Below are 20,790 nucleotides of genomic sequence, written 5' to 3' on the forward strand. Positions count from 1 at the left end.
AATGAAACGAATGTCAAAAAAATTATGGAGAATCAGCCTTCTTTTCGGCAAAAGCTCGCCCGCTTATTTAATTTGCTCTTTATTCTATTACTAGCTATCTTAGTTCTGATCTCGATTATTTTTGCCCGCGTATTAAATACTGAAGTTTACCACAGCAGTCAAGAAAAATTGAATGGCTTATCTAGTAATGTGCGGCAGTCGTTTAATGATGTAGAAAGTTTAGCTCAAACCGTTTTACACAATAATACGATCATTACGGATCTGCCCAAAACAGCTCAAATACCAATGCAAACAACTGAAACTTATCACTTGCGACAGGAAATGCAACGCGAAGTAAACACGGCTAGATTGAATATTCCCAATATTAAAGATGTGTATTTGTTGAATAATAAGAATGAAAATCAAGCTGGTTATATTTTCGACTCTGGTGATATTGGGGCTGGCTGGTCGGTATCTGAAATCAAACGAGCGTTGGCACAACAGCCAAACCGGCAAGGGCGTTGGTTTTTCTCACCTAATTTAACTTCTGCTTTTTATGCACAAACAGTTTTTGATGCGCCTAAATTAAATCGACAACCTTTAGGCTTGTTGATTATTGTAGCTGACACATCGTTTATTCAATCCGAGATTCGGCACACACAAGTGTTTAATCGTGATGATTACTTTGTGATGCGTTATCAACATCAGTTATATACGACGGAAACAGATGGCGGCCCTTTTAAGCACTTCTTAAAGACACATCGTTATTTGGCTGATCAAACCAAACAAGATTATCAGATTCAAAAAATTCAAAATCAAAACTATTATTTCCTACAGAGTCAAAATGAAACATTTGGTTTTTATTATTTTATCCATAATCGGCAGATTCTGACCCGCGTGATTCAATTTGAAGCGGTGCTCTTCATCCTAATGATTTTGATTTTGAGCATGATCTATTTTGCCATGCGGCGAAATCTAAATGATTTAGTTGCACCAATCCAAAATTTAGCTCAATTGATGGGCACCTCTAAAAGTGCGGATGACTTGGCTAAATTAAAAAGTACGGTGGCGCAAACGCCTTATCTGACCAATCAGGATGAAGTAGGGGTGTTATATCGTAGTTTTGATCGGTTGATCATAAATATGGATGAATTAGTGGTTAAGAATTATCAAGCCAAAATCTTAACTCGAGAAATGGAATTGAAGTCCTTGCAGGCACAGATTGACCCTCATTTTCTATATAATACGTTAGATTCAATCAACATGCTGGCCTTAAGCAAAGGAGATCAAGAAATATCTGAAATGGTTACGAATTTAGCCTTATTATTTCGCCAACGTGTCAAAACCAATCAAACTTTTGCCACCGTTGCGACTGAGCTAAAGTTAGTGGATGCTTATATAAAAATCCAAACGATTCGGTTTGGTCAACGGTTGGCTTTTTCAAAAACCGTTGCGCCAGATACACTGCAGCTTAAGATGCCAAGCCTGATGATTCAACCCTTGATCGAAAATTCAATGAAATATGCTCTTTCTCAGATGGCCGAAACGACTAAAATTCAGCTCATTATTCAAAAAGAAAAACAATATTTGGTCATTCAAGTGATTGATAACGGCCCTGGATTTAAAACGGTAGCTGCTCAAAGTGGCGGGTCAACGCACGTCGGTTTAGCAAATATCAAGCAAAGACTTGCGCGACTATATAATGACCAGGCTCAGTTGACGATAGATTCTACCGCTTACCAGGCTACAAAAGTTCAAATTTCAATACCACTGGTGCCGCAAAATAAAGGGAAGGATGTGACTTAGAATGACAATTTCCGTTATGATCGTGGATGATGAAGCGATTATTACTGATGGTCTCGCCCAGATGATCCAATCATTTGAACTGCCAATTGAGTCAGTTAAGAAGTTCTATGCTAGTCCCACTGCTTTGGATTATTTAAAAGTAAATGCGGTAGATATTGTCATTACGGATATTAATATGCCAGTTTTAAATGGGATTGAATTAATTAAAGCAATCAATCAAGTGGCACCCACAACTCAGATTATTGTGTTGACTGGATTTGGCACCCTAGATTATGCCACTGAGGCAATGAGATATGGGGTGCGCTACTTTTTGCAGAAGCCAACCCAGCCAGAGCAATTGAAGCAGGCAATTCAAAAGAGTATCCAGTTTTTACAAGAATCCACTGAAAACTAGCAGTTACAATTCAAAGAGAAATTTGAATTAGCGGCTAATAATCAACTCACTAATGTTGACGATCCAACTGAACTGCCGACTTTTGGCATGATTTTATTTGATGAAAAACTAAGCGAGCGGTTAAAGCAACCGTTATTACAATTACTCAAACCTTTGACATCAAAGGTGATCATCGGTAGCGTCCGCCATGCAGCCTATGTCTTGCTGCAGACGCCAATTGATCTGACCACATTGGTGGCTAAGTGGCAAACGCTGTCGGGGCTACCTAATAGCGTGCTGGTTTGGGCAGCAGATGTCCATTTTGCGGCGGTACATCACATCATTACATTGGCAAAGGGTGCATTTACGGATAGCTTTTATTATGACCATAGCATTTTAGTCAACGCTAACGATCTGAAGCCACATCGCCAAGATACAAATCAGTTTATCTCAGCTTACCAAGCAGAGATGCAGCGGTTGATAAGTAAAAATGACTTTATTGCCGCTCAAGCCAAAACGCGTTTATTTTTTCAAGCGGCTAAAGATGAACATTATGATGTTGAGTTTTTAAAGGTAACTTGCCAGCAATTGGTAGATCAGTTAATTAAAACTACCAAAATCAAGGTTAATGAAGAGTTGACGCTTAAAATTATTTATGCCGCGAATTATTTAGATTTACAAGCGACTATTTTGAACGTCATTGAGTCCATCAAAAGGCATACATATATTGGTCACGGCTCTGGAAACATCGTTGCTGACTTAAATCTGATTATTGAAAAGAATTTCGATAATCCGAACTTATCTCTCCGATGGATTGCTAATAATTTGTTGTTTTTAAATTCAGAATATTTAGGCAAGGTTTACGCGCATCAGACGAATAAACGCTTTACCGAAGCTTTGACGGATTATCGGGTAAATGTTGCCAAAGCTATGTTGCGTCAAGGTGACAAAGTCTATGAAGTTGCCAATGCAGTCGGCTATCAAAATAATACGGACTACTTTAGTAAACAATTTAAGAAGCGCACCGGTCTGACCCCGAAACAATATCAGTTGAAGAAAAAGTGAATTAGAATATACCAAAAAGCCACGATACATATTACGTGAGATCAACACAACACGTTTTATGCATCGCAGCTTTTTATAGGTACGTTATTCAGTAACGCCAGTTTTGAAAATTGCTAAGCCATGAATACCATATTTTTCATTATTGGTTTTTTCACCACTGGCCACTTTAATGATATAGTCGATGAACTCATCAGCTAGCTGAGTCATCGGTTTTTCTAATAATTGACCAGCGTCAAAGTCGATCCAGCGGGGCTTTTTGTTGGCAATATAAGAATTGGAGGCTACTTTGACAGTCGGGACATAAGTTGCAAAGGGTGTCCCGCGACCAGTAGTGAATAAGACCATTTGACAGTCAGCAGAAGCTTCTGCTGATGAGGATACGAGATCATTACCCGGTGCTTGTAGCAATGAGAGCCCAGAGCTTTTGATTTTTTCACCATATTGTAAAACATCATTAACTAATGAAGTGCCAGATTTTTGCGTACAGCCCAAAGATTTATCTTCTAAAGTTGAAATACCACCGGCCTTGTTACCGGGGGAAGGATTCTCATAGATCGGTTGATGAAAAGATTCAAAATAAGCTTTAAAATTATTGATCAAAGCGACTGTTTTGTTGAAAACAGCTTCATCTTTTGCCCGGGACATGAGAATGGTCTCGGCCCCAAACATTTCTGGAACTTCGGTCAAAACCGTTGCGCCGCCTTGAGCTGTGATAAAGTCTGATAGCCGACCTAATAGTGGGTTAGCGGTAACCCCAGATAGCCCATCGGAACCCCCACATTTTAAACCAATTTTTAGTTTACTTAGTGGCAAAGGCACACGCTGGTCATTGGCAGCAGCATCATTGAGTGCTTCAAGCATTTCTAGAGCTGTGCCCAATTCATCATCGACTTCTTGAGAAATTAGAAATTTCATACGGTCAGGATCATAACCACCTAAGGTTTTGATTGTCTTGATCATACCGTCCATTTGGTTGTTTTCACAACCCAGTCCGAAAATCAAAACACCGCCAGCATTTGGCTGCACTGCCGCGTCGGCTAGGATTTTACGGGTCTGTTCAAAATCATCGCCTAATTGCGAACACCCATATGGATGTTTAAGTAAGATGACATTATCAAAAGAACCGTTATCTGGATGAAGTGCTTTGAACTGTTCAACAACGATGTCTAGTAACGGATTGATACAGCCGACTGTGGGAATAATATAGAGATCATTACGAATACCAACTTTGCCATTGGGGCGTTGATAGCCCATAAAAGTACGGTTATCTTTTGGCACTTGCCGTATTTTTTGCGGGTCGATGGGCGTGTAGTGATAATTTAATTCCCCGGAGAGATTCGTGGCTAAGTTGTGTGTATGCAGCCATTCACCTTGATGCACAGGTTGAGTGGTATGACCAATAGGAAAGCCATACTTAATGACATTTTCACCGGCAGCTAAATCATGGAGGGCAAACTTATGCCCACGGGGAATGACATCCTTTAAGGTAATGGCGTCGCCCGCAATCGTCAGTTGTGTGCCTGCAAGAATATCTTGTAAAGCGACCCCCACAGAGTCATGCGGGTCTAATTTGATAGATTGATTCATATGATTCACCTAGTTTGCATTGATTTCTGCGACGATTTGACGCGCACCTTTGGTATCTAAGTCAGTTAAGAATTGTGTCACTTGAGCTTCAAGACCGTTGATTTTTGTGAGGTCTTCACCCCAAAAAGCAGTTTCACTTAAAGCTAAATGAATATAATTTGGCTGAGCCTTGATTTTATCGAAGCCGGCTAAAACTGCCTCAGTGTCTTGGGGTGCAAAGCTAGCTTGTCCCTGATAGATTTTAAGGTAAGCAGCTAGAGCTAAAGTAATGCGCAGTGGCAATTTATGTTCTTTGGCAACGTAACGCTTTAACGTTGGTAATAAGCGTGCCGTGAATTTAGAGATGCTGTTAAGCGCAATCGAACTCAATTCATGTTTGACAAACGGATTTTCAAAACGTTCCTTAACACCTTCTGCATAGGCTTTTAACTCAGCTTCTGGCAGCGCTACGGTAGGGATGATTTCTTGATACATCTCATCATTTACAAACTTGTAAAAATCTTTATCGGCCATTACTTCGCCGACCGTTTCAATACCTGCAAGCCGAGCAATGGGACTCATCGTCGTATGGGGACCATTTAACAAGGACACTTTACGATTGCGGTAAGGTTGCATGTCATCAGTGACGACCACATTAATGCCAGCTTGCTTTAGTGGCAGCAGTGTCTTGATCTTTGGATCGCCTTCAATAACAAAAATCAAAAATGGTTCTGCTTTAACGATCGAATTATCTTGATAACCCCATTCTTGTTGCAGTGCTTCCGCACGATCTTTAGGATAACCAGGAACGATTCGATCGACTAACGTAGCATAAAAATCATTTTCAGTTTCGACCCATTGTTTGAAGTTAGCCCCAAGTTGCCAATCATCGGCATATTGTAAAACAATTCTTTTAAGCTCGTTGCCATTGTGGTTGATCAATTCACAAGGGATAATTTGAAAGCCCTTTTTGCCTAACTTGAACCGGGTGTAAAGTAGGGCAGTCAATTTGCCGGGATAGGAATTTGGTGCTTGATGGGGCACTAATTTGTCATTAGGATCATAACTGATACCAGCTTCGGTGGTATTTGAAAAGATAAATTCAATCGTGTCGATTTTAGCCAAGTCTAGGTAGGCATCAAAATCTTCAGTAGGTCTCACCGTATCATTGATGCATTCAATGATTTCGTGTTCTTGAACCGTTTGACCTTCTAATTTACCTTCCAATAAGACGGTATAAAGATCATTTTGAGTATCTAGATTCTTCGTCCGACCATTAGCAATCGGCTGAACGACTGCCACGCCACCATTAAATAAGCCTTGTTTGTTCATCTGTTGAATTTGCCAGTCCACAAAGGCACGTAAAAAGTTACCTTCGCCAAACTGAATGACCCGGGTGGGATAACGCTTTAATTTACGAAAATCATTGCTTAGTTTTGGTAATGTTTTTTGTATCATGTTGGATAACTTCTTTCAGTAATTTATTTTTTTGACAGAGTTGCGGATTATCAATTCCGGCGGCACTGCACAGACAATTTCGGGCAATGCCTCTTTAGACATTAATTGCGATAACCATTGAATCCCAATTTTACCCATATCTGTAATTGGCTTTTGCACAGTCGTTAAAGCGGGTGTTAAGTACTCTGAAAAATCGGAATCATCAAAACCAACGATGGAAATATCGTCAGGAATATGGACATTTAATTCCGCGCAAGCTTTGTAAGCGCCCATCGCCATATCGTCATTACTGGCAAAAACAAAGGTTGGTGGCTCTTGCATCAGCAAAATTTGTTTCATCGCTCGATAACCACTTTGCATGGTGTAATCACCAGGAAAAATCAAGCTTTTTCCTAAATTGATGTCGTAACGTTTCAACGTTTCAATGTAGCCACGTTGCCGATTGACAGAAGAAGCAAAATTGCAAATACCTTGAATCAAGCCAAAACGTTTATGACCGAGTTTGACACCGTACTCGGCAATTTGGCGTGCCGCTAAGTATTCATCAAAATAAACATTTGGTACGTTAGTCATGGATACCCGACGATTCAGCACAACGACTGGAATGCTTTGGCTCGTGACATAATTGATAAAAGCATCATCATCAGTGGACTGACTAATAATACAGATGCCATCAAAGCGATGATTAATACTTTCAAAATTGGGTAGATCATTAATGGCATTGATAGATAAGGTATAGGAATGACTTAGGTATTTGTAAAAAGCATTAATGGCCTCAGTCAGAAAGCTACGCGAGGTACCGCTAGTGATATTTGAAAAGAATAGGCCAACGGTATAGGACTTATTTGTGACTAAACTACGAGCGTTCAAATTGGGTTCATAGCCAAGTTCGTTGGCAATTTTTAGGATCTTCGTCTTTGTCTCGGGGGTAATCCGGGGACTATTGTTGAGTGCGCGTGAAACAGTTGTGTTGGAAACATTAGCGAGTTTGGCGATTGTCTTGATAGTTACCATATTTAGAGGCCCCTTTATCTGTGTTAACGTTTACATCATATTGCGGTAGTTGCTGATTGTCAATTGTTTTATGATGATTTGTGTCTTAAATAACTAGTAAATTTAAACATATATGGCTTTAAACCAGATATGAGAAGGGATAAATGGCTTAAATAGTTATTTACATTTCAATTTTTGCGTTATATCATAAGTAATCCTTTTTAGACGAGTATATAAACTTGTGATTTATTGAATTTGTTGTTGACAGATCATTTTCTTGGTCCTATGATGTAAACGTTAACACAGATGATCATCGTACTTTATTTTGAAACGTTTCAATGCAAAGGCTATTATTTCGTTAAAAAATTGGTCAATATGGGAGTGAATTAAAATAATGAATAGTCATACAACGGTAGTGGCACATCCCAGAGAGAAAACGTTAGCACAGAAAATTACCGATGATAACTTAAACAAAAAAATTCCCTTATCACAGAAAATTGCTTACGGTTTTGGTGACTTTGGCAATGGCTTCATGTTTGATTTAGGACAGGCCTATCTCACTAAGTTCTGGATCGATGCGGCCGGAATTGGAGCTGGCGCTGTGGCAGGTATCTTTGGCTTCACTAAGATCTTCGATGCCTTTATGGATCCAGTCGCTGGTTCATTTATTGATAATCGTAAGAAAATCGGAAAACATGGTAAATTTCGACCGGTTATGATGATATCAGCTGTGCTTTTAGGCTTGATGACAATTGTGACTTTTACCATGCCTGATCTATCACCAACTGGTAAAATCGTTTACGCTTATGTGGCTTATATGATCTGGGGTGCTATCTATTCTTTTACCAATGATCCCTATGGTTCGTTAGCCTCAGTCATGTCACGCAACGTTCAAGATCGAAGCTACTTGGCGACGTCACGTCAAGTAGGCTCAGTTGGTGCACAATTCTTAACCGGGATCGCATTCATTCCTCTAATGGAAATGTTTGGTGGTCATAATGAGCGCCATGGCTTTTTGATCGCGGCTTCAATTTTTGCAATTGCGGGTGTTTTGATGTTTCTAGTTTGTTTCTTAGGTACGCGGGAAAACGTCAAAGTGCATCGGGATACGAATGCTAAAAAAGAAGGTCTCAAAGATTATTTGAAGGTCGTCTTTACCAATGGACCCTTATTTGCGGTTATCTTAATGACAATTTTTACAATTTCAGCCATGAATACCAATAACCAAATGATGGTGTTCTTTGCCCAATATAATTTAGGTAATATTGGGTTGCAGCCTATTGTAAACGGTATCATGATGGGGACATCTATTATTGGTGTATTCATGATTCCATCGTTGACTAAGCGCTTTGGTAAAAAGAAAACCGCTATGTGGAGTTTCGTGGTGGGCGCAGGCGCAAATATTCTTAATTTTATCCTGCCAACCAATGTCATCACTTTTATCATTTTGGTAACGATCGGCTATACGGCACTTGCGATCCCTAATGGCATTACTTGGGCTTTTGTCTCAGACGTAATCGATTATGGTGAATGGCATACCGGCATGCGTAAAGAAGCCATCACTTATGCGGCCTTTAATTTTTCTAGAAAATTAGCCCAATCCTTAGCTGCACTTGTCAGTGCTGGTGTTCTGGCCTTGACTGGTTATGTGGCTAATGCCCATCAAACCAAGGGCACACTCATGGGTATTAAAGGTGCCATGACGATCTATCCTGGTATTTGTTTGTTGATTGCGGCGGTTGTGATTGGCTTATTGTATAAGTTGACGGATGATCGTTACGAGAAGATTGCCACCGACCTTGACCAAGGCAAATGGGAAAAAGGAACGATCGGCGATAAGGATGTTAAAGATTAATTAAAAAAATTTGAAAAAGGAAGTAATTTACAATGGCATTATTGGATGAGGATTTTTTATTAGAAAATGATATGGCAAAGAAATTATTCAACGATTACGCAAAGGATATGCCGATCATTGATTTTCATTGTCATTTGAATCCACAAGAAATCTATGAGAACAAAAATTATCCCAATATTACCCGGGTCTGGATCAATGAAGCGCATTATGGCGATCATTACAAATGGCGTTTGGAGCGGGCCAATGGTGTCCCAGAGGATTTGATCACCGGCGATGGTGATGAATACGAGAAATTCATGGCTTGGGCGAAGACGATTGAAAACGCAGCTGGCAATCCATTGTATGAGTGGACGCACTTAGAATTACGCCGTTTCTTTGGCATCGAGGGTGTCTTTAATGAAGCCAGTGCGCCTCGTATCTGGAAGAAAGCGAATCAATTGTTACAAACAGATGCTTTCAAACCCCGGAATCTGATTCGCAATTCTAATGTGCAGGCGGTTTGTACCACGGATGATCCAGCTTCAGATCTGAAGTATCATCAATTGCTGAAACAAGAAGAACGTGAGAATGGTTTCAGGACGTTACCTGCGATGCGGCCAGATAAATTGATCCAGATCGATCGCGATGGTTTTGGCGATTACTTACAAAAACTTGGGCAAGTTTCTGGCACTAATATCCATGATTTCGAGAGTTTGGTGGCTGCGTTACATCAACGCTTTGAATTCTTCAATGAAATGGGCGGCAGGCTGTCAGATCATTCCTTATTGACTTATCATTTTGTTGAACTTTCTAAAGCGCAGATCAATACGATCTTACAAAAAGGTATCAATAATGAACCGCTTAGTGACCATGAAATCGACGGTTATTTAACAGCTCTATTAGAAGCATTGATGCACTTGAACACGGAATTTGATTGGACGATGCAGTTCCATATTAATTCTGTGCGTGATATTAATCGACCAATGTTTCAACAATTAGGCCCAGATACGGGTTATGATGCGATCGGTACTCAGCCAGATATTGTGGCTCATATTCAAAAATTGTACACTAAAATGCAAGACAGTCAGGATATTCCTAAATCAATTTTCTATTCTTTGAATCCCAATGACTGGATGGAGTTAGCTACCATGATGGGGTGTTTCCAAGGTGGCGGCAAGCAACGTCTGCAATTAGGTGCTGGCTGGTGGTTCAACGATACCGCTGAAGGGATGAATGAGCAGCTAAGAATTTTTGCCCAACAAAGCCTTTTACCAAACTTTGTCGGGATGCTGACGGATTCCCGCAGTTTCTTATCTTATCCGCGTCATGAATATTTCCGACGGGTACTCTGTAATTTCTATGGTCAATTAGCTGAAAAAGGCCGGGTTCCAGATGATGAAGCTTATCTAGGCGAAATTGTACAGCGAATCGCTTATCAGAATGCGTATGATTTCTTTGGTTTCTTCCCAGACAAGACGCCAGCAGAACTATTTGCGAAACATGAAACTGCTTTTCAACTGTAATGGCTTAAGATAACTGATAAATCAAAAATAGAACTCAAGACAGTTGCGCTACTGTTTTGAGTTCTATTTGTTTAATATTGATAAACTTTCACTTCGTAAGGTCTAAGTGTATCTGCCAAGTCGTCAGGATAATTTTGGACCAAGCGCGTTTTACTTTCGGGAAACGCATAGTGTCGTTGGACGGTTTCCTGTGTGAAATTGGCAATAACCATTAAATGGTCTGTTTCGTATTGACGCGTATAAGCGAAAACAGCGTCGTCATTTTCGTTACCGGGAACTAAGCAATAGTCACCTAGCGTAATGATCGGTAGTTTATGGCGTAAGGCAATCAAGCGGCGATAAAAGTGGAAAATACCGTTTGGATCATTGACCTCATTTTCAGCATTGATCTCAGGATAATTTTCATTGACAGCTAGCCAAGGCTGGTGGTCACTGAACCCAGCGTTGGGTGCATCGCGCCACTGCATGGGCGTCCGAGCATTATCACGAGAATGGCGATTGAGGTATCGTAACATGGTGGGTCCATCAAGCAAGTTATTTTTGTCAACGAGTTCATGGTAAGCGTTGATCGATTCTAGGTCTCGAAAATCAGCCGATGATCGGAATGTCGCATTAGTCATGCCCAGTTCTTCCCCTTGGTAGATGTAAGGTGTTCCCTGCATGAAATGGAGTAGAGCTGCTAACATCTTGGCAGCATAAACACGATATTCTGGGGCATCATTACCAAAGCGTGAGACAACGCGGGGCTGATCATGGTTATTCCAATACAAACTGTTCCAAGCCTGCCCATGAAGCTGTTGCTGCCAGTCAGTCAATACCGATCGCAGCGTTTTTAAGGGCACCGGTTGATCGCACCACTTACCAAGAGCGGGATTGACATTGCGGTCTAACCCCATATGTTTGAAATGAAAAACCATATTCAGTTCAGAACCATCTAAATTGGCATACTTTTTAGCTTCATCAATGGTAACACCAGAAGTTTCACCCACCGTCATCCAATTGTGGTGGCTTAAAACTTTTTGATTCATTTCTCGCAGATAGTCATGAACGTGGGGACCGTTCGCCACGACAGAGCCAGCTTTACCATAGAGCTCATTGGCGGCCTTAGGGGCATCTGGCAGGTTTTTTGGTTTAGAGATCAAGGAAATGACGTCCATTCGAAAACCATCGATTCCCTTAGTTGCCCACCAATTCATCATATCAAAGACCGCGTTTCTAACATTGGTATTATCCCAATTTAAGTCAGGTTGTTCTTTCGCAAAAATATGTAGATAGTATTGTTGCGTAACGGGATCATATTGCCAGGCTGGCCCGGAGAAGGCGGAGCCCCAATTGTTAGGTTCGTGATCATCAACTGGATCACGCCAAATATAGTAATCACGATAAACGTTATTTTCCTTTTGAGCACGGCTTTTTTGGAACCATTCGTGGTAATCCGAAGTGTGATTGACCACCAGATCCATTATGATTTTGAGACCACGCTGATGTGCTTGTTGGATCAATAGATCAAAATCTGCCATTGTGCCAAAATCAGGGTTGATGGCTTGATAATCAGAAATATCATAACCACCGTCGATATCGCGCGTCTTGTAAATCGGGTTTAACCAAAGCACGTCGACACCGAGTAATTTAAGGTAATCTAAATGCTCAATAATACCCTTTAAATCACCGATACCGTCATGATTGCTGTCTTGAAAACTTTTGGGATAAATTTGGTAAACAACGGCCTTTTGCCACCATTTAATGTCGGTCATGTGTCACCCTCCAGTAACTTGAAATGTAAAACGGATTGTTTATAAATCGGGTTGTCCCAATAAGGTATCTAAATCATACTGTATTATCTGGATTATGCAAACATTAGATTTAGATTTTAAAGAGATAGAAATGCAGCCGACACACAATAACCTTTTGTTGTCGGCTGCATTTTTATAAATTTATGATATTGTCTACTACTTACCTTGTTGTTAAACCGGCGCTAAAACTAATCGGCACGATCGTCGGCTGATATTTACGTCGCGATTCACCATTTTTAGGCAAACGTTGGGTTAAATACTGCACAGCTAGTTTGGCCATCTGTGTAATGGGCTGCCGAATCGAAGCTAATGCGATTGGTTGGCGCGGATAGACTTGGGCGGCATCGAACCCGATAATTTGGACATCTTGGGGGATACGAATACCCTGTTGCAGCAGTAAATGCCACATATCTCCAGCAAATTCATCAGCATCCGCAAAAATACCATCAAATTCAAATTGATCTGCATGTAAATGCTGCTGAATAAACGCCTTAAATTCAGCTAGAATCGTTTGTTCATTGTGTGCCAAGCAGCGGGTATATGACATTTGATGTGTGATGCAATAATCAATGAAGCCTTGCTGGCGTTGCGCAGAAACGTTGACCACTGGTGCCAATGATGCAAAGAGTAAATTTTTCGCGCCAGAATCAATCAATTGTTTGGCCGCAAGTTGGCCGCCAGCATAGTTATCAGCCACAATTAGCGGAAAATGGTCTGATACTTTTTTCTCAATCGCAACTAGGGGAATATCCGCTGGAATCAAGTCGCTGATCTCTGAATAAGACATCGTGATAATACCCGCTACTTTCTGGGCTTTCGCCATTTCGATATATTCTAATTCTTCTTTAGGTTCGCTGTTTGAATTACATAGAATCATCTTATAGCCCACTTGATTGAGGGCCATCTGAATTGCATAGCTTAAATTGGCGAAAAATGGGGTATTGACTTGGGGGATAATTAAGACCACATACTCAGAACGATTTGTCTTTAAAGCCTTGGCAGATGCATTAGGGACGTAGTGAAGTTGCTTGATGGCGGTTTCAATTTTTGCAGCACTAGCAGTACGCACGTTTTGACCATTGATGTAATTTGAAACCGTCCCTCGAGAAACACCGGCCAAGCGAGCAACATCGTTCATGTTTGCCATAATATCGTTCTTCCTTTATTTAATAATTATTACGGATCGAATCTCCTAGATAACATCTTATCAAATAAATCAGATATTTGCTGTTGCTTCATATTTTGAAATTGAGAAGTCTCTAATTGGTCAAAATCTTGAATGAGATAAAAGGCTTCTAAATAAAGTGTGAGTTGGTCTTTGACAAAACGTTGATTGGTTTGCCCAGGCTGTTTTTGATTATTGCGAATGATGTTCATCGCGAATTCATTGGGATCAATATTTAATTGGTTGGACTGGATATCTTTTTCGACAGACATAATTTAACGCCTCAATTATTTTGTAGTAACTTGCTCTTGCTGATGTTTCTTTGTTAGATAACGGGTCATTTCTTTTTCTTTCTTAGGTGTCAATTGATAAAACAAGACTAAAATAAGTGAGATAGCAAAGGCGATCATTGGCACCCAAACGTAATCGGATTCGATGGCAAATAGGGCGGAAGCCGGTTGGGTTTTGTTTGGTACATAATGGCCTAAGGATAAGAAGAAGCCACTGATGGCGCCGCCGATACCCATACCAAACTTAGCTGTGAAACTAGAGGCAGAAGTGACAATACCCTCTGCACGCACACCATTGCGCCACTCACCATAATCTACAGAATCGGCTAATAGCACGGCAATCAAAGCTGAGATGAACCCATTCCCAAAGTTGCTGATGATCGTGCCAAAAATGATAATGGCAATATTTAACATGCGCGCACCGATGCCTAAGAAGAGTTGACCAGCAATAGCAATCGCTAGTCCCCCGAGCATGGTTTTCTTCTTGCCGATTTTCAGCACAACCTGCGGGGTCATAAAGACAGAAATCAAACTGACGGCATTGAATAATAGCGCGAATGAAACCAAATCGGCACGACCCAGGTTATATTTGAAGAAATAAATCGTTACTTGATTTTTGGCTTGCATCCCCAGCCAATAGACGAAATTCAAAACGATCACGATCACCCACGGCCAATTTCTTTTTAAGGCTTTTAGAGAAGTTTTAATGGGTAAAGGTTTTTCGGAACCCTCTGAATGAACACGTTCGCGTAGATTTTTAAAAACAACTAAATAAATCACGAAGAAAACGATGCCAGCCAGCAAAGCTAATGAGAAAAAGCCTTTCTTGTCGTTACCTTGGCCAAAGAAGCCAACTAAAGGCAAAGCAATCACGGAGATCAGTGTCCCACCGAAATTAGAGAAAAGCGACCGGATGGTTGACAGCGTGACCCGTTCATGGGAATTTTCGGTTAGGCTTGGCAAAATTGAGGTGAGGGGAATATTGACAGCGGAATAGAGGACATCCACACCAATATAGGTGACATAAGCCCAGATGATTTTACCAGTCATCGACAAATTAGGTGCGGCAAAACATAATACCGTGAAAATAGAAAATGGGGCACAGAACCATAACAGATAAGGGCGGCTTTTACCCCATTTGGTATGTGTGTGGTCGATCATGATGCCCCAAAACGGACCATCAAAGGCATCTACGATTCGGGCAACCAACATTAAAGTGCCAACGGCAGCGGCCTGAATGCCAAAAACATCGGTGTAAAAATACATCAAATAAGTACCAACTAAACTAAACGTGAAGCTACAAGCAAAGTCACTGATGCCATAACTTAAACGTTCATGCCAAGGTAAAATACCTTGGGCTAATTTCTGTGCGGTTGTTAAATGGGTAACATGATGTGGCCCAACTGGATCAGACTTGATCATATGCCATACGCCTCCTAATGACGTCTCGTTGAACATTATAATTTTTGTCTACTGTTTCTTAAACGTGTGCCAAAAGGCAACGATCTCACCTAACGGCAAATCACTCAAATGGCAACCCCATCCATTTATCGTGATTTTTGTTAGTGCTCGATCGCTGACCGCCTTTTGTTACACGCTGCTATGATTCATATTGATAAACTTTGACTTCATAAGGTCGAATCGTATCACCCATATCGTCCGCATAATTTTGAATTAGTAATTGCTTATTTGTGGGCAATTCGTAATGGCGTGAGACCGTTTCAGCTGTGAAATTAGCAATGATTTGTAAATTTTGATTTTGATAATGGCGTTGATAAGCAAAGATAGCTGTATCAGTTTCGTTGCCCGCAACAAGTTGATAGTCGCCCAAAGTGATGATTGGCAGGTCATGGCGTAATTGAATCAAACGCCGGTAAAAGTTAAAAACGGACTGGGGATCAGCGACTTCTTGAGCGGCATTGATTTCAGGATAATTTGGATTGACAGCTAGCCAAGGCTCGTGGTCGCTAAAACCAGCATTTTTTTGATCATTCCACTGCATTGGTGTGCGGGCATTATCTCGGGAGCGAGCGTTGAGATAACGCAACATGGTTGGTCCGTCAACCAATTTAGCTTGGTCAACGAGTTCATGGTAGGCGTTGATCGATTCAAGATCCCGGAAGTCATCTAATGAATGGAAAACTGTGTTGGTCATACCCAATTCTTCACCTTGATAGATATAGGGCGTCCCTTGCATAAAGTGTAATAAAGCGGCGAGCATTTTGGCAGCATAAACGCGATATTCAGGACGATCATTACCAAAGCGGGAAACACAGCGAGGTTGGTCATGGTTGTTCCAATATAAGCTATTCCAAGCTTTGCCGTGCAGCGTACTTTGCCACTTGCTCAAGTTTGCTCGTAGATCTTTTAAAGCAACCGGCTGATCGTTCCATTTACCTAGCGCTGGATTAGGATTGCCATCTAAGCCCATGTGTTCAAATTGGAAAACCATATTTAATTCAGAATGATTCAAGTTGGCATATTTTTGGGCTTCTGAAACAGTCACGCCAGCAGTTTCACCGACAGTCATCCAATCATATTTACTTAAGACTTGCTGGTTCATCTCACGCAAATAATCATGGACATGAGGGCCGTTCACAACAACAGCACTGGCATCGCCATATAAAGCACCTTTAGTTTGTGGGGCATTAGGCAAGCCTTTTGGTTTAGAAATCATGGAGATCACATCCATGCGAAAACCGTCGATACCTTTAGCTGCCCACCAATTCATCATATCGAAAACGGAATGGCGGACATGAGGGTTATCCCAATTGAGATCTGGCTGTTCTTTAGCAAATAGATGCAAATAGTATTGTTTTGTCTGGGGATCATACTGCCAAGCTGGACCGGAGAACATGGAACCCCAATTGTTAGGCTCGTGACCATTAACAGGATCGCGCCAGATATAATAGTCTCTAAAAGCATTATCTGTTTTTGTGGCGCGACTCTTTTTGAACCAATCGTGTTGATCAGAGGTGTGGTTGACAACTAGATCCATCACAATCTTTAAATCGCGCTGATGTGCTTGCTGAACCAATTCATCAAAGTCAGCCATTGTCCCAAAATTAGGATTAATAGCTTGATAATCAGAGATATCATAGCCACCATCGACATCCATTGTTTTGTAGATTGGGTTCAGCCAGATCACATCGACACCAAGCTGTTTGATATAATCTAAACGCTGGATGATGCCTTGTAAGTCACCGATGCCATCGTGATTACTATCTTGAAAACTTTTAGGATAAATTTGATAGACAACAGCGTTTTGCCACCATTTTACATTTTCCATATAGGTAACCTCCATTAATTTGGAACGTTCCATTTAATAAGTAAAAAAATAATTGCAACACTTTAAACAAATATGTCTGGTAAGGCCTTCAAAAAAGTGGAATCTATTTATATATTTTGAAACGTTCCAACTATTCAAATAAATCATAGCGCTTTCTTAGAAAAATGCAAGCGCTTTTTAGAATTTTTGTCTGCTAAATCGTTCGTAAATAAATAGGGACAGAAACAAAATATTAGTTTTGCTCTGATCCCTATTTATCACGAATATATGTTGTTTAAACGTGTTTCAAAAGGCAACGCCCTTGCCTAACAGCAACTCCCTCAGATGGGAAGCCCACCATTGTCGGGATTCTTGTTCGTGCTCGATCGCTGACCACCTTTTGTCACACACTGTTTTATTTTACCAAATCTCGCAATTCAGCAATTAAATCTAAAGGATGCCGCGTTGCTTTTGAAATGGTCTTAATATTTAATAAATCACGATCCGTTAAGTTATGAGAGATCGAGTTTTTACCGTAAGAGCCAGTACCTAAGGTTAAGGAAGGGGTCAATTTATTGAAGAGACCGCCAATACCACCTAGAGAGCCTGGCGTGTTGATCAAGATACGGCAGGCTGGCATTTTGACACCAAATTCGTCAATAATTGCTTGATCTTTAGTGTGCAAAACAGCAGTGTGACCCAAACCACCATATTCTAATAAAGCCAGGCAAAGGTTCATGGCTGATTCATGACCGTTGGCTTCATACATTGTTAAAACAGGCGACAATTTTTCGCCAGAAAGTGGGAAATTCACACCAATACCGCCGACTTCAGCGATGAGTAGTTTTGTACCCTTAGGCACCTGAATGCCGGCAATCTCGGCGATACGTTCTGCTGACTGACCGGCAATTGGACCTCGAACGGTATGGCGTTTGGGATCGATGACCGCGTCACTTAACTTTTGTGTATCAGCCTTGGGCACAAAGTAGGCACCCTGTTTTTCAAAACTTGTACGTGTTTTTTGATAGATAGCACGATCGACGACCACACTATTTTCTGAGGCACAAATCATGCCATTATCAAACGTTTTTGACGTCATGATATCTTGGACAGCAGCGTCGACGTCAGCAGAGGCTTCAATATAAGCCGGAGCATTACCGGGGCCAACACCAAGAGCAGGTTTACCGGTGGAGTAAGCCGCAGCAACCATTGCTGGACCACCAGTTGCTAGGACAATGGCGACGTTAGGATGATTCATCAATTTATCTGTAGCTTCGATGCTTGGCTGTGGAATCCACTGGATGCAATCCTTAGGGGCGCCAGCTTGTTCAGCGGCTTGAGCCAGAAGTCGGCAAGTTGCACTGCCACATTGCTGCGCTTGTGGGTGTAGCCCAAAAATAATCGTGTTCCGCGTTTTTAAAGCTAACAAGATTTTGAAAATAACCGTTGACGTTGGATTCGTGACCGGAGTAACGCCCGCAACGACGCCCAGAGGTTCTGCAATTTCCTGAAGACCATTGGCTGGGTCGTCTTTAATGATACCAACGGTTTTATCATCTTTGATTTGATTCCAAATATATTGACTGGCATAAATATTTTTAATGGCTTTGTCTTCATAGTTGCCCCGACCAGTTTCTCGATAGGCTAACTGAGCCAATGCCTTGGCATGGCGCCGGGCTGTATCAGCAATGGCTTCACAAATGGTATCCACTTGTTTTTGATCAAAAGTACGTAAGCTCTTAAAGGCATCTTGTGAACGAGAAACCATGGTGTTAATCATATTTTCAACGGGTAGATTTACTAAATTCGTTGTTTTCTCTATATTTTGCATATTGAGACACGTCCTTTTTCAGAAAGTTAATTATTTAATTCACAATTAAAATATAGAACTTTTTGGTTCTGTTGTAAAACAGAAATAACTGTTTTCATACAGTTTAGTACAGTTAGCATAAATTGTTATGGTATGGAGAACTGTGTATTTCAGATGAATTAAATTATTGTTCGTTTAAAGGTGTTATGTGTGCGATAATGAAGTTATAAAGTGTTGAAAAAAAGCCAAAAGACGAACAATATAAATAAAAACGGTTTCAAAAGAAAAAATTTTAATAACAAAATATTTCGTGTGTACTAATTTAAACAAGGGGCGCAAGGCAAAGGGTCGGCTGCCCGTGCCGTTTCAATACTCATTCAAGCCAAATTATGATAGTATTGAAACAGTTTGTAACGCATGAAGATTAATTAAAAAAGGGCGTGACGCAAATGTTGAGCGTGCGTTTAAATAATATGAAGTTTCACGGCCATATTGGTGTTTATCCTGAGGAAAAGAAAATCGGTCAGGATTTAGAAATTGATGTTGCCTTGCAAACCAAAGTGGATGTGCAGCAGATTCATGATGATTTGACTCAGACCATTAGTTATGGCGCCGTTTATCGTCAGATTCAAAAAATTGTTTCAACTAGCCGGGTGGACTTAGTCGAAACGTTGGCGACGGACATTATGAATGCCGTCAAGGCTACTTATGCTGAACAAGTAACTCACGTAACTGTGCGGATTCGCAAGTTGAATACCCCAATCGATGGCATTATGGATAATGTGGAGATCGAGGTGCAGGGGTGATGCCAGAAGTCTATTTAAGTATCGGGGCTAACTTAGGAGATAAAGTTGGACAGCTGCGAACGGCGATTGCTGAATTAGCAGCCAAGCCGGAAATTGACATACTGGCAACTTCTAAGTTTTACCAAACGGCACCGGTGGGCGGTGTGCCCCAAGATGACTTTATCAATGCTGCGGTTCGTCTTGAAACGGCATTAACACCAAGTGCCTTATTAGAGGTGCTGCATCAGATTGAGCAGGGGTTACACCGGGTTCGGAAGATCCATTGGGGACCGCGAACGATTGATTTGGATATTATTTTTTATGATCATGAAACGGTGCAAACCACTGTTTTGACAATTCCACATCCGGAAACTTTTAACCGTCGTTTTGTATTGGTTCCTTTGTTAGACATATTACCCCCGACTGATCCCTATTATGCCCAAGTGAAAGCTGCTCAAACGCAATTAGGGGACACTCAAGCATTACAAGTTTTTAATGGAGTGTGAATCGTATTGAATGAAACAAACCAACAAGCAATTGAACAAGCCGTCAAGCAGATTTTAACGGCTGTGGGTGAAGATCCTAATCGGCCTGGTCTGCTGGAAACACCAGCCCGGGTGGCGCGCATGTATGCAGAAGTATTTAGTTCCTTGTCAGAACAAAAATTTACGGACTACAAAATTTTTGATTCCGATCATGATGAAGACGAGATCGTTCTAGTGAAAGATATTCCTTTCTATAGTATGTGTGAACATCATTTATTGCCTTTTTTTGGTACAGCTACGGTAGCTTATATCCCTAAAGACGGCAAAATTATCGGCTTAAGCAAGATTCCAAGATTGGTAGATTTTGTTACTAAGAAACCAACGCTACAAGAGAATGTAACAGCTGATATCGCGACAAATCTGGCTGATATTTTACATCCAGCAGGTATTGCAGTGATGGTGAAAGCACGGCATATGTGTATGGAAATGCGCGGGGTCAAAAAGGCGAATAGCCAGACGCGCACCAGCTTTTATAGCGGCCGTTTCAAAGAACCTCAGACGCGGCAAGACTTAATGTTGCAATTACAGGACATTTAA

The 20,790-nt window shown here is 41.0% G+C and carries 17 protein-coding genes; 8 read left to right on the top strand and 9 right to left on the bottom strand.

Annotation, left to right across the window (positions count from 1 at the left end; genetic code table 11):
• Positions 1–24 precede the first annotated feature (24 nt).
• From ACNAN0_RS01865 to ACNAN0_RS01875, 3 genes are all read left to right on the top strand, one after another.
• Positions 25–1,785, top strand: coding sequence for a sensor histidine kinase (locus tag ACNAN0_RS01865; RefSeq protein WP_230913281.1), 1,761 nt, complete (start codon positions 25–27; stop codon positions 1,783–1,785).
• Between the two features lies 1 nt (position 1,786).
• Complete coding sequence (locus ACNAN0_RS01870; protein ID WP_230913282.1) at positions 1,787–2,179, top strand: response regulator; 393 nt, start codon at positions 1,787–1,789, stop codon at positions 2,177–2,179.
• An 87-nt stretch (positions 2,180–2,266) separates the two neighbouring features.
• Positions 2,267–3,223, top strand: coding sequence for a helix-turn-helix transcriptional regulator (locus tag ACNAN0_RS01875; RefSeq protein WP_230913283.1), 957 nt, complete (start codon positions 2,267–2,269; stop codon positions 3,221–3,223).
• Positions 3,224–3,307: 84 nt separating this feature from the next.
• On the opposite strand, the gene ACNAN0_RS01880 is transcribed toward ACNAN0_RS01875, so the two are convergent.
• From ACNAN0_RS01880 to ACNAN0_RS01890, 3 genes are read right to left on the bottom strand one after another with little or no spacing between them, the layout of a single operon-like run.
• Positions 3,308–4,810, bottom strand: a complete 1,503-nt coding sequence (locus ACNAN0_RS01880; RefSeq protein WP_416353703.1) for a UxaA family hydrolase — start codon at positions 4,808–4,810, stop codon at positions 3,308–3,310.
• 9 nt (positions 4,811–4,819) lie between these two features.
• Entirely contained in the window at positions 4,820–6,247 is a 1,428-nt protein-coding gene (locus ACNAN0_RS01885) for a tagaturonate reductase (protein ID WP_416353704.1), read from the bottom strand.
• Positions 6,248–6,262: 15 nt separating this feature from the next.
• Positions 6,263–7,261, bottom strand: a complete 999-nt coding sequence (locus ACNAN0_RS01890; protein ID WP_416353705.1) for a LacI family DNA-binding transcriptional regulator — start codon at positions 7,259–7,261, stop codon at positions 6,263–6,265.
• A 373-nt stretch (positions 7,262–7,634) separates the two neighbouring features.
• On the opposite strand from ACNAN0_RS01890, the gene ACNAN0_RS01895 reads away from it, so the two are divergent.
• Together ACNAN0_RS01895 and uxaC are read left to right on the top strand one after the other, a co-directional pair.
• Positions 7,635–9,095: a glycoside-pentoside-hexuronide (GPH):cation symporter gene (locus ACNAN0_RS01895; RefSeq protein ID WP_416353706.1), complete on the top strand. Its 1,461-nt coding sequence runs from the start codon at positions 7,635–7,637 to the stop codon at positions 9,093–9,095.
• A gap of 32 nt (positions 9,096–9,127) precedes the next feature.
• Positions 9,128–10,597, top strand: a complete 1,470-nt coding sequence (uxaC, locus tag ACNAN0_RS01900; protein ID WP_230913288.1) for a glucuronate isomerase — start codon at positions 9,128–9,130, stop codon at positions 10,595–10,597.
• A 71-nt stretch (positions 10,598–10,668) separates the two neighbouring features.
• On the opposite strand, the gene ACNAN0_RS01905 is transcribed toward uxaC, so the two are convergent.
• The 6 genes from ACNAN0_RS01905 to ACNAN0_RS01930 all read right to left on the bottom strand — a co-directional run bounded on the left by ACNAN0_RS01905 (position 10,669) and on the right by ACNAN0_RS01930 (position 18,944).
• Positions 10,669–12,351 carry a glycoside hydrolase family 13 protein gene (locus tag ACNAN0_RS01905; protein ID WP_230913289.1) on the bottom strand — a complete coding sequence of 561 codons (1,683 nt, stop codon included), beginning with the start codon at positions 12,349–12,351 and terminating at the stop codon, positions 10,669–10,671.
• 199 nt (positions 12,352–12,550) lie between these two features.
• Entirely contained in the window at positions 12,551–13,528 is a 978-nt protein-coding gene (locus ACNAN0_RS01910; RefSeq protein ID WP_230913325.1) for a LacI family DNA-binding transcriptional regulator, read from the bottom strand.
• Positions 13,529–13,566: 38 nt separating this feature from the next.
• The gene (locus ACNAN0_RS01915; protein WP_230913290.1) at positions 13,567–13,827 is read right to left on the bottom strand and encodes a hypothetical protein; all 261 of its coding nucleotides are present in this window, start codon (positions 13,825–13,827) and stop codon (positions 13,567–13,569) included.
• A 15-nt stretch (positions 13,828–13,842) separates the two neighbouring features.
• Positions 13,843–15,267, bottom strand: coding sequence for a glycoside-pentoside-hexuronide (GPH):cation symporter (locus ACNAN0_RS01920; RefSeq protein ID WP_416353707.1), 1,425 nt, complete (start codon positions 15,265–15,267; stop codon positions 13,843–13,845).
• A 178-nt stretch (positions 15,268–15,445) separates the two neighbouring features.
• Positions 15,446–17,134, bottom strand: a complete 1,689-nt coding sequence (locus ACNAN0_RS01925) for an alpha-glucosidase (protein ID WP_416353708.1) — start codon at positions 17,132–17,134, stop codon at positions 15,446–15,448.
• 394 nt (positions 17,135–17,528) lie between these two features.
• On the bottom strand, positions 17,529–18,944 hold the full coding sequence (locus ACNAN0_RS01930; RefSeq protein ID WP_230913293.1) for an aldehyde dehydrogenase family protein: 1,416 nt from the start codon (positions 18,942–18,944) through the stop codon (positions 17,529–17,531).
• A gap of 428 nt (positions 18,945–19,372) precedes the next feature.
• Here ACNAN0_RS01930 and folB point away from each other — a divergent pair, with 428 nt between their 5' ends.
• The 3 genes from folB to folE are packed head-to-tail and all read left to right on the top strand — an operon-like array spanning position 19,373 to position 20,790.
• Positions 19,373–19,729, top strand: a complete 357-nt coding sequence (gene folB / locus ACNAN0_RS01935; protein ID WP_416354219.1) for a dihydroneopterin aldolase — start codon at positions 19,373–19,375, stop codon at positions 19,727–19,729.
• Positions 19,729–20,214, top strand: a complete 486-nt coding sequence (gene folK / locus ACNAN0_RS01940) for a 2-amino-4-hydroxy-6-hydroxymethyldihydropteridine diphosphokinase (RefSeq protein ID WP_416353709.1) — start codon at positions 19,729–19,731, stop codon at positions 20,212–20,214. Before folB ends, folK begins: the two co-directional genes overlap by 1 nt.
• Before the next feature lie 6 nt (positions 20,215–20,220).
• A complete protein-coding gene (folE, locus tag ACNAN0_RS01945; RefSeq protein WP_230913295.1) occupies positions 20,221–20,790 on the top strand; it encodes a GTP cyclohydrolase I FolE in 570 nt (189 codons plus the stop codon).

Origin of the sequence: Agrilactobacillus fermenti, assembly GCF_047943045.1 — a bacterium.
In the GTDB taxonomy this organism is placed as follows: domain Bacteria; phylum Bacillota; class Bacilli; order Lactobacillales; family Lactobacillaceae; genus Agrilactobacillus; species Agrilactobacillus fermenti.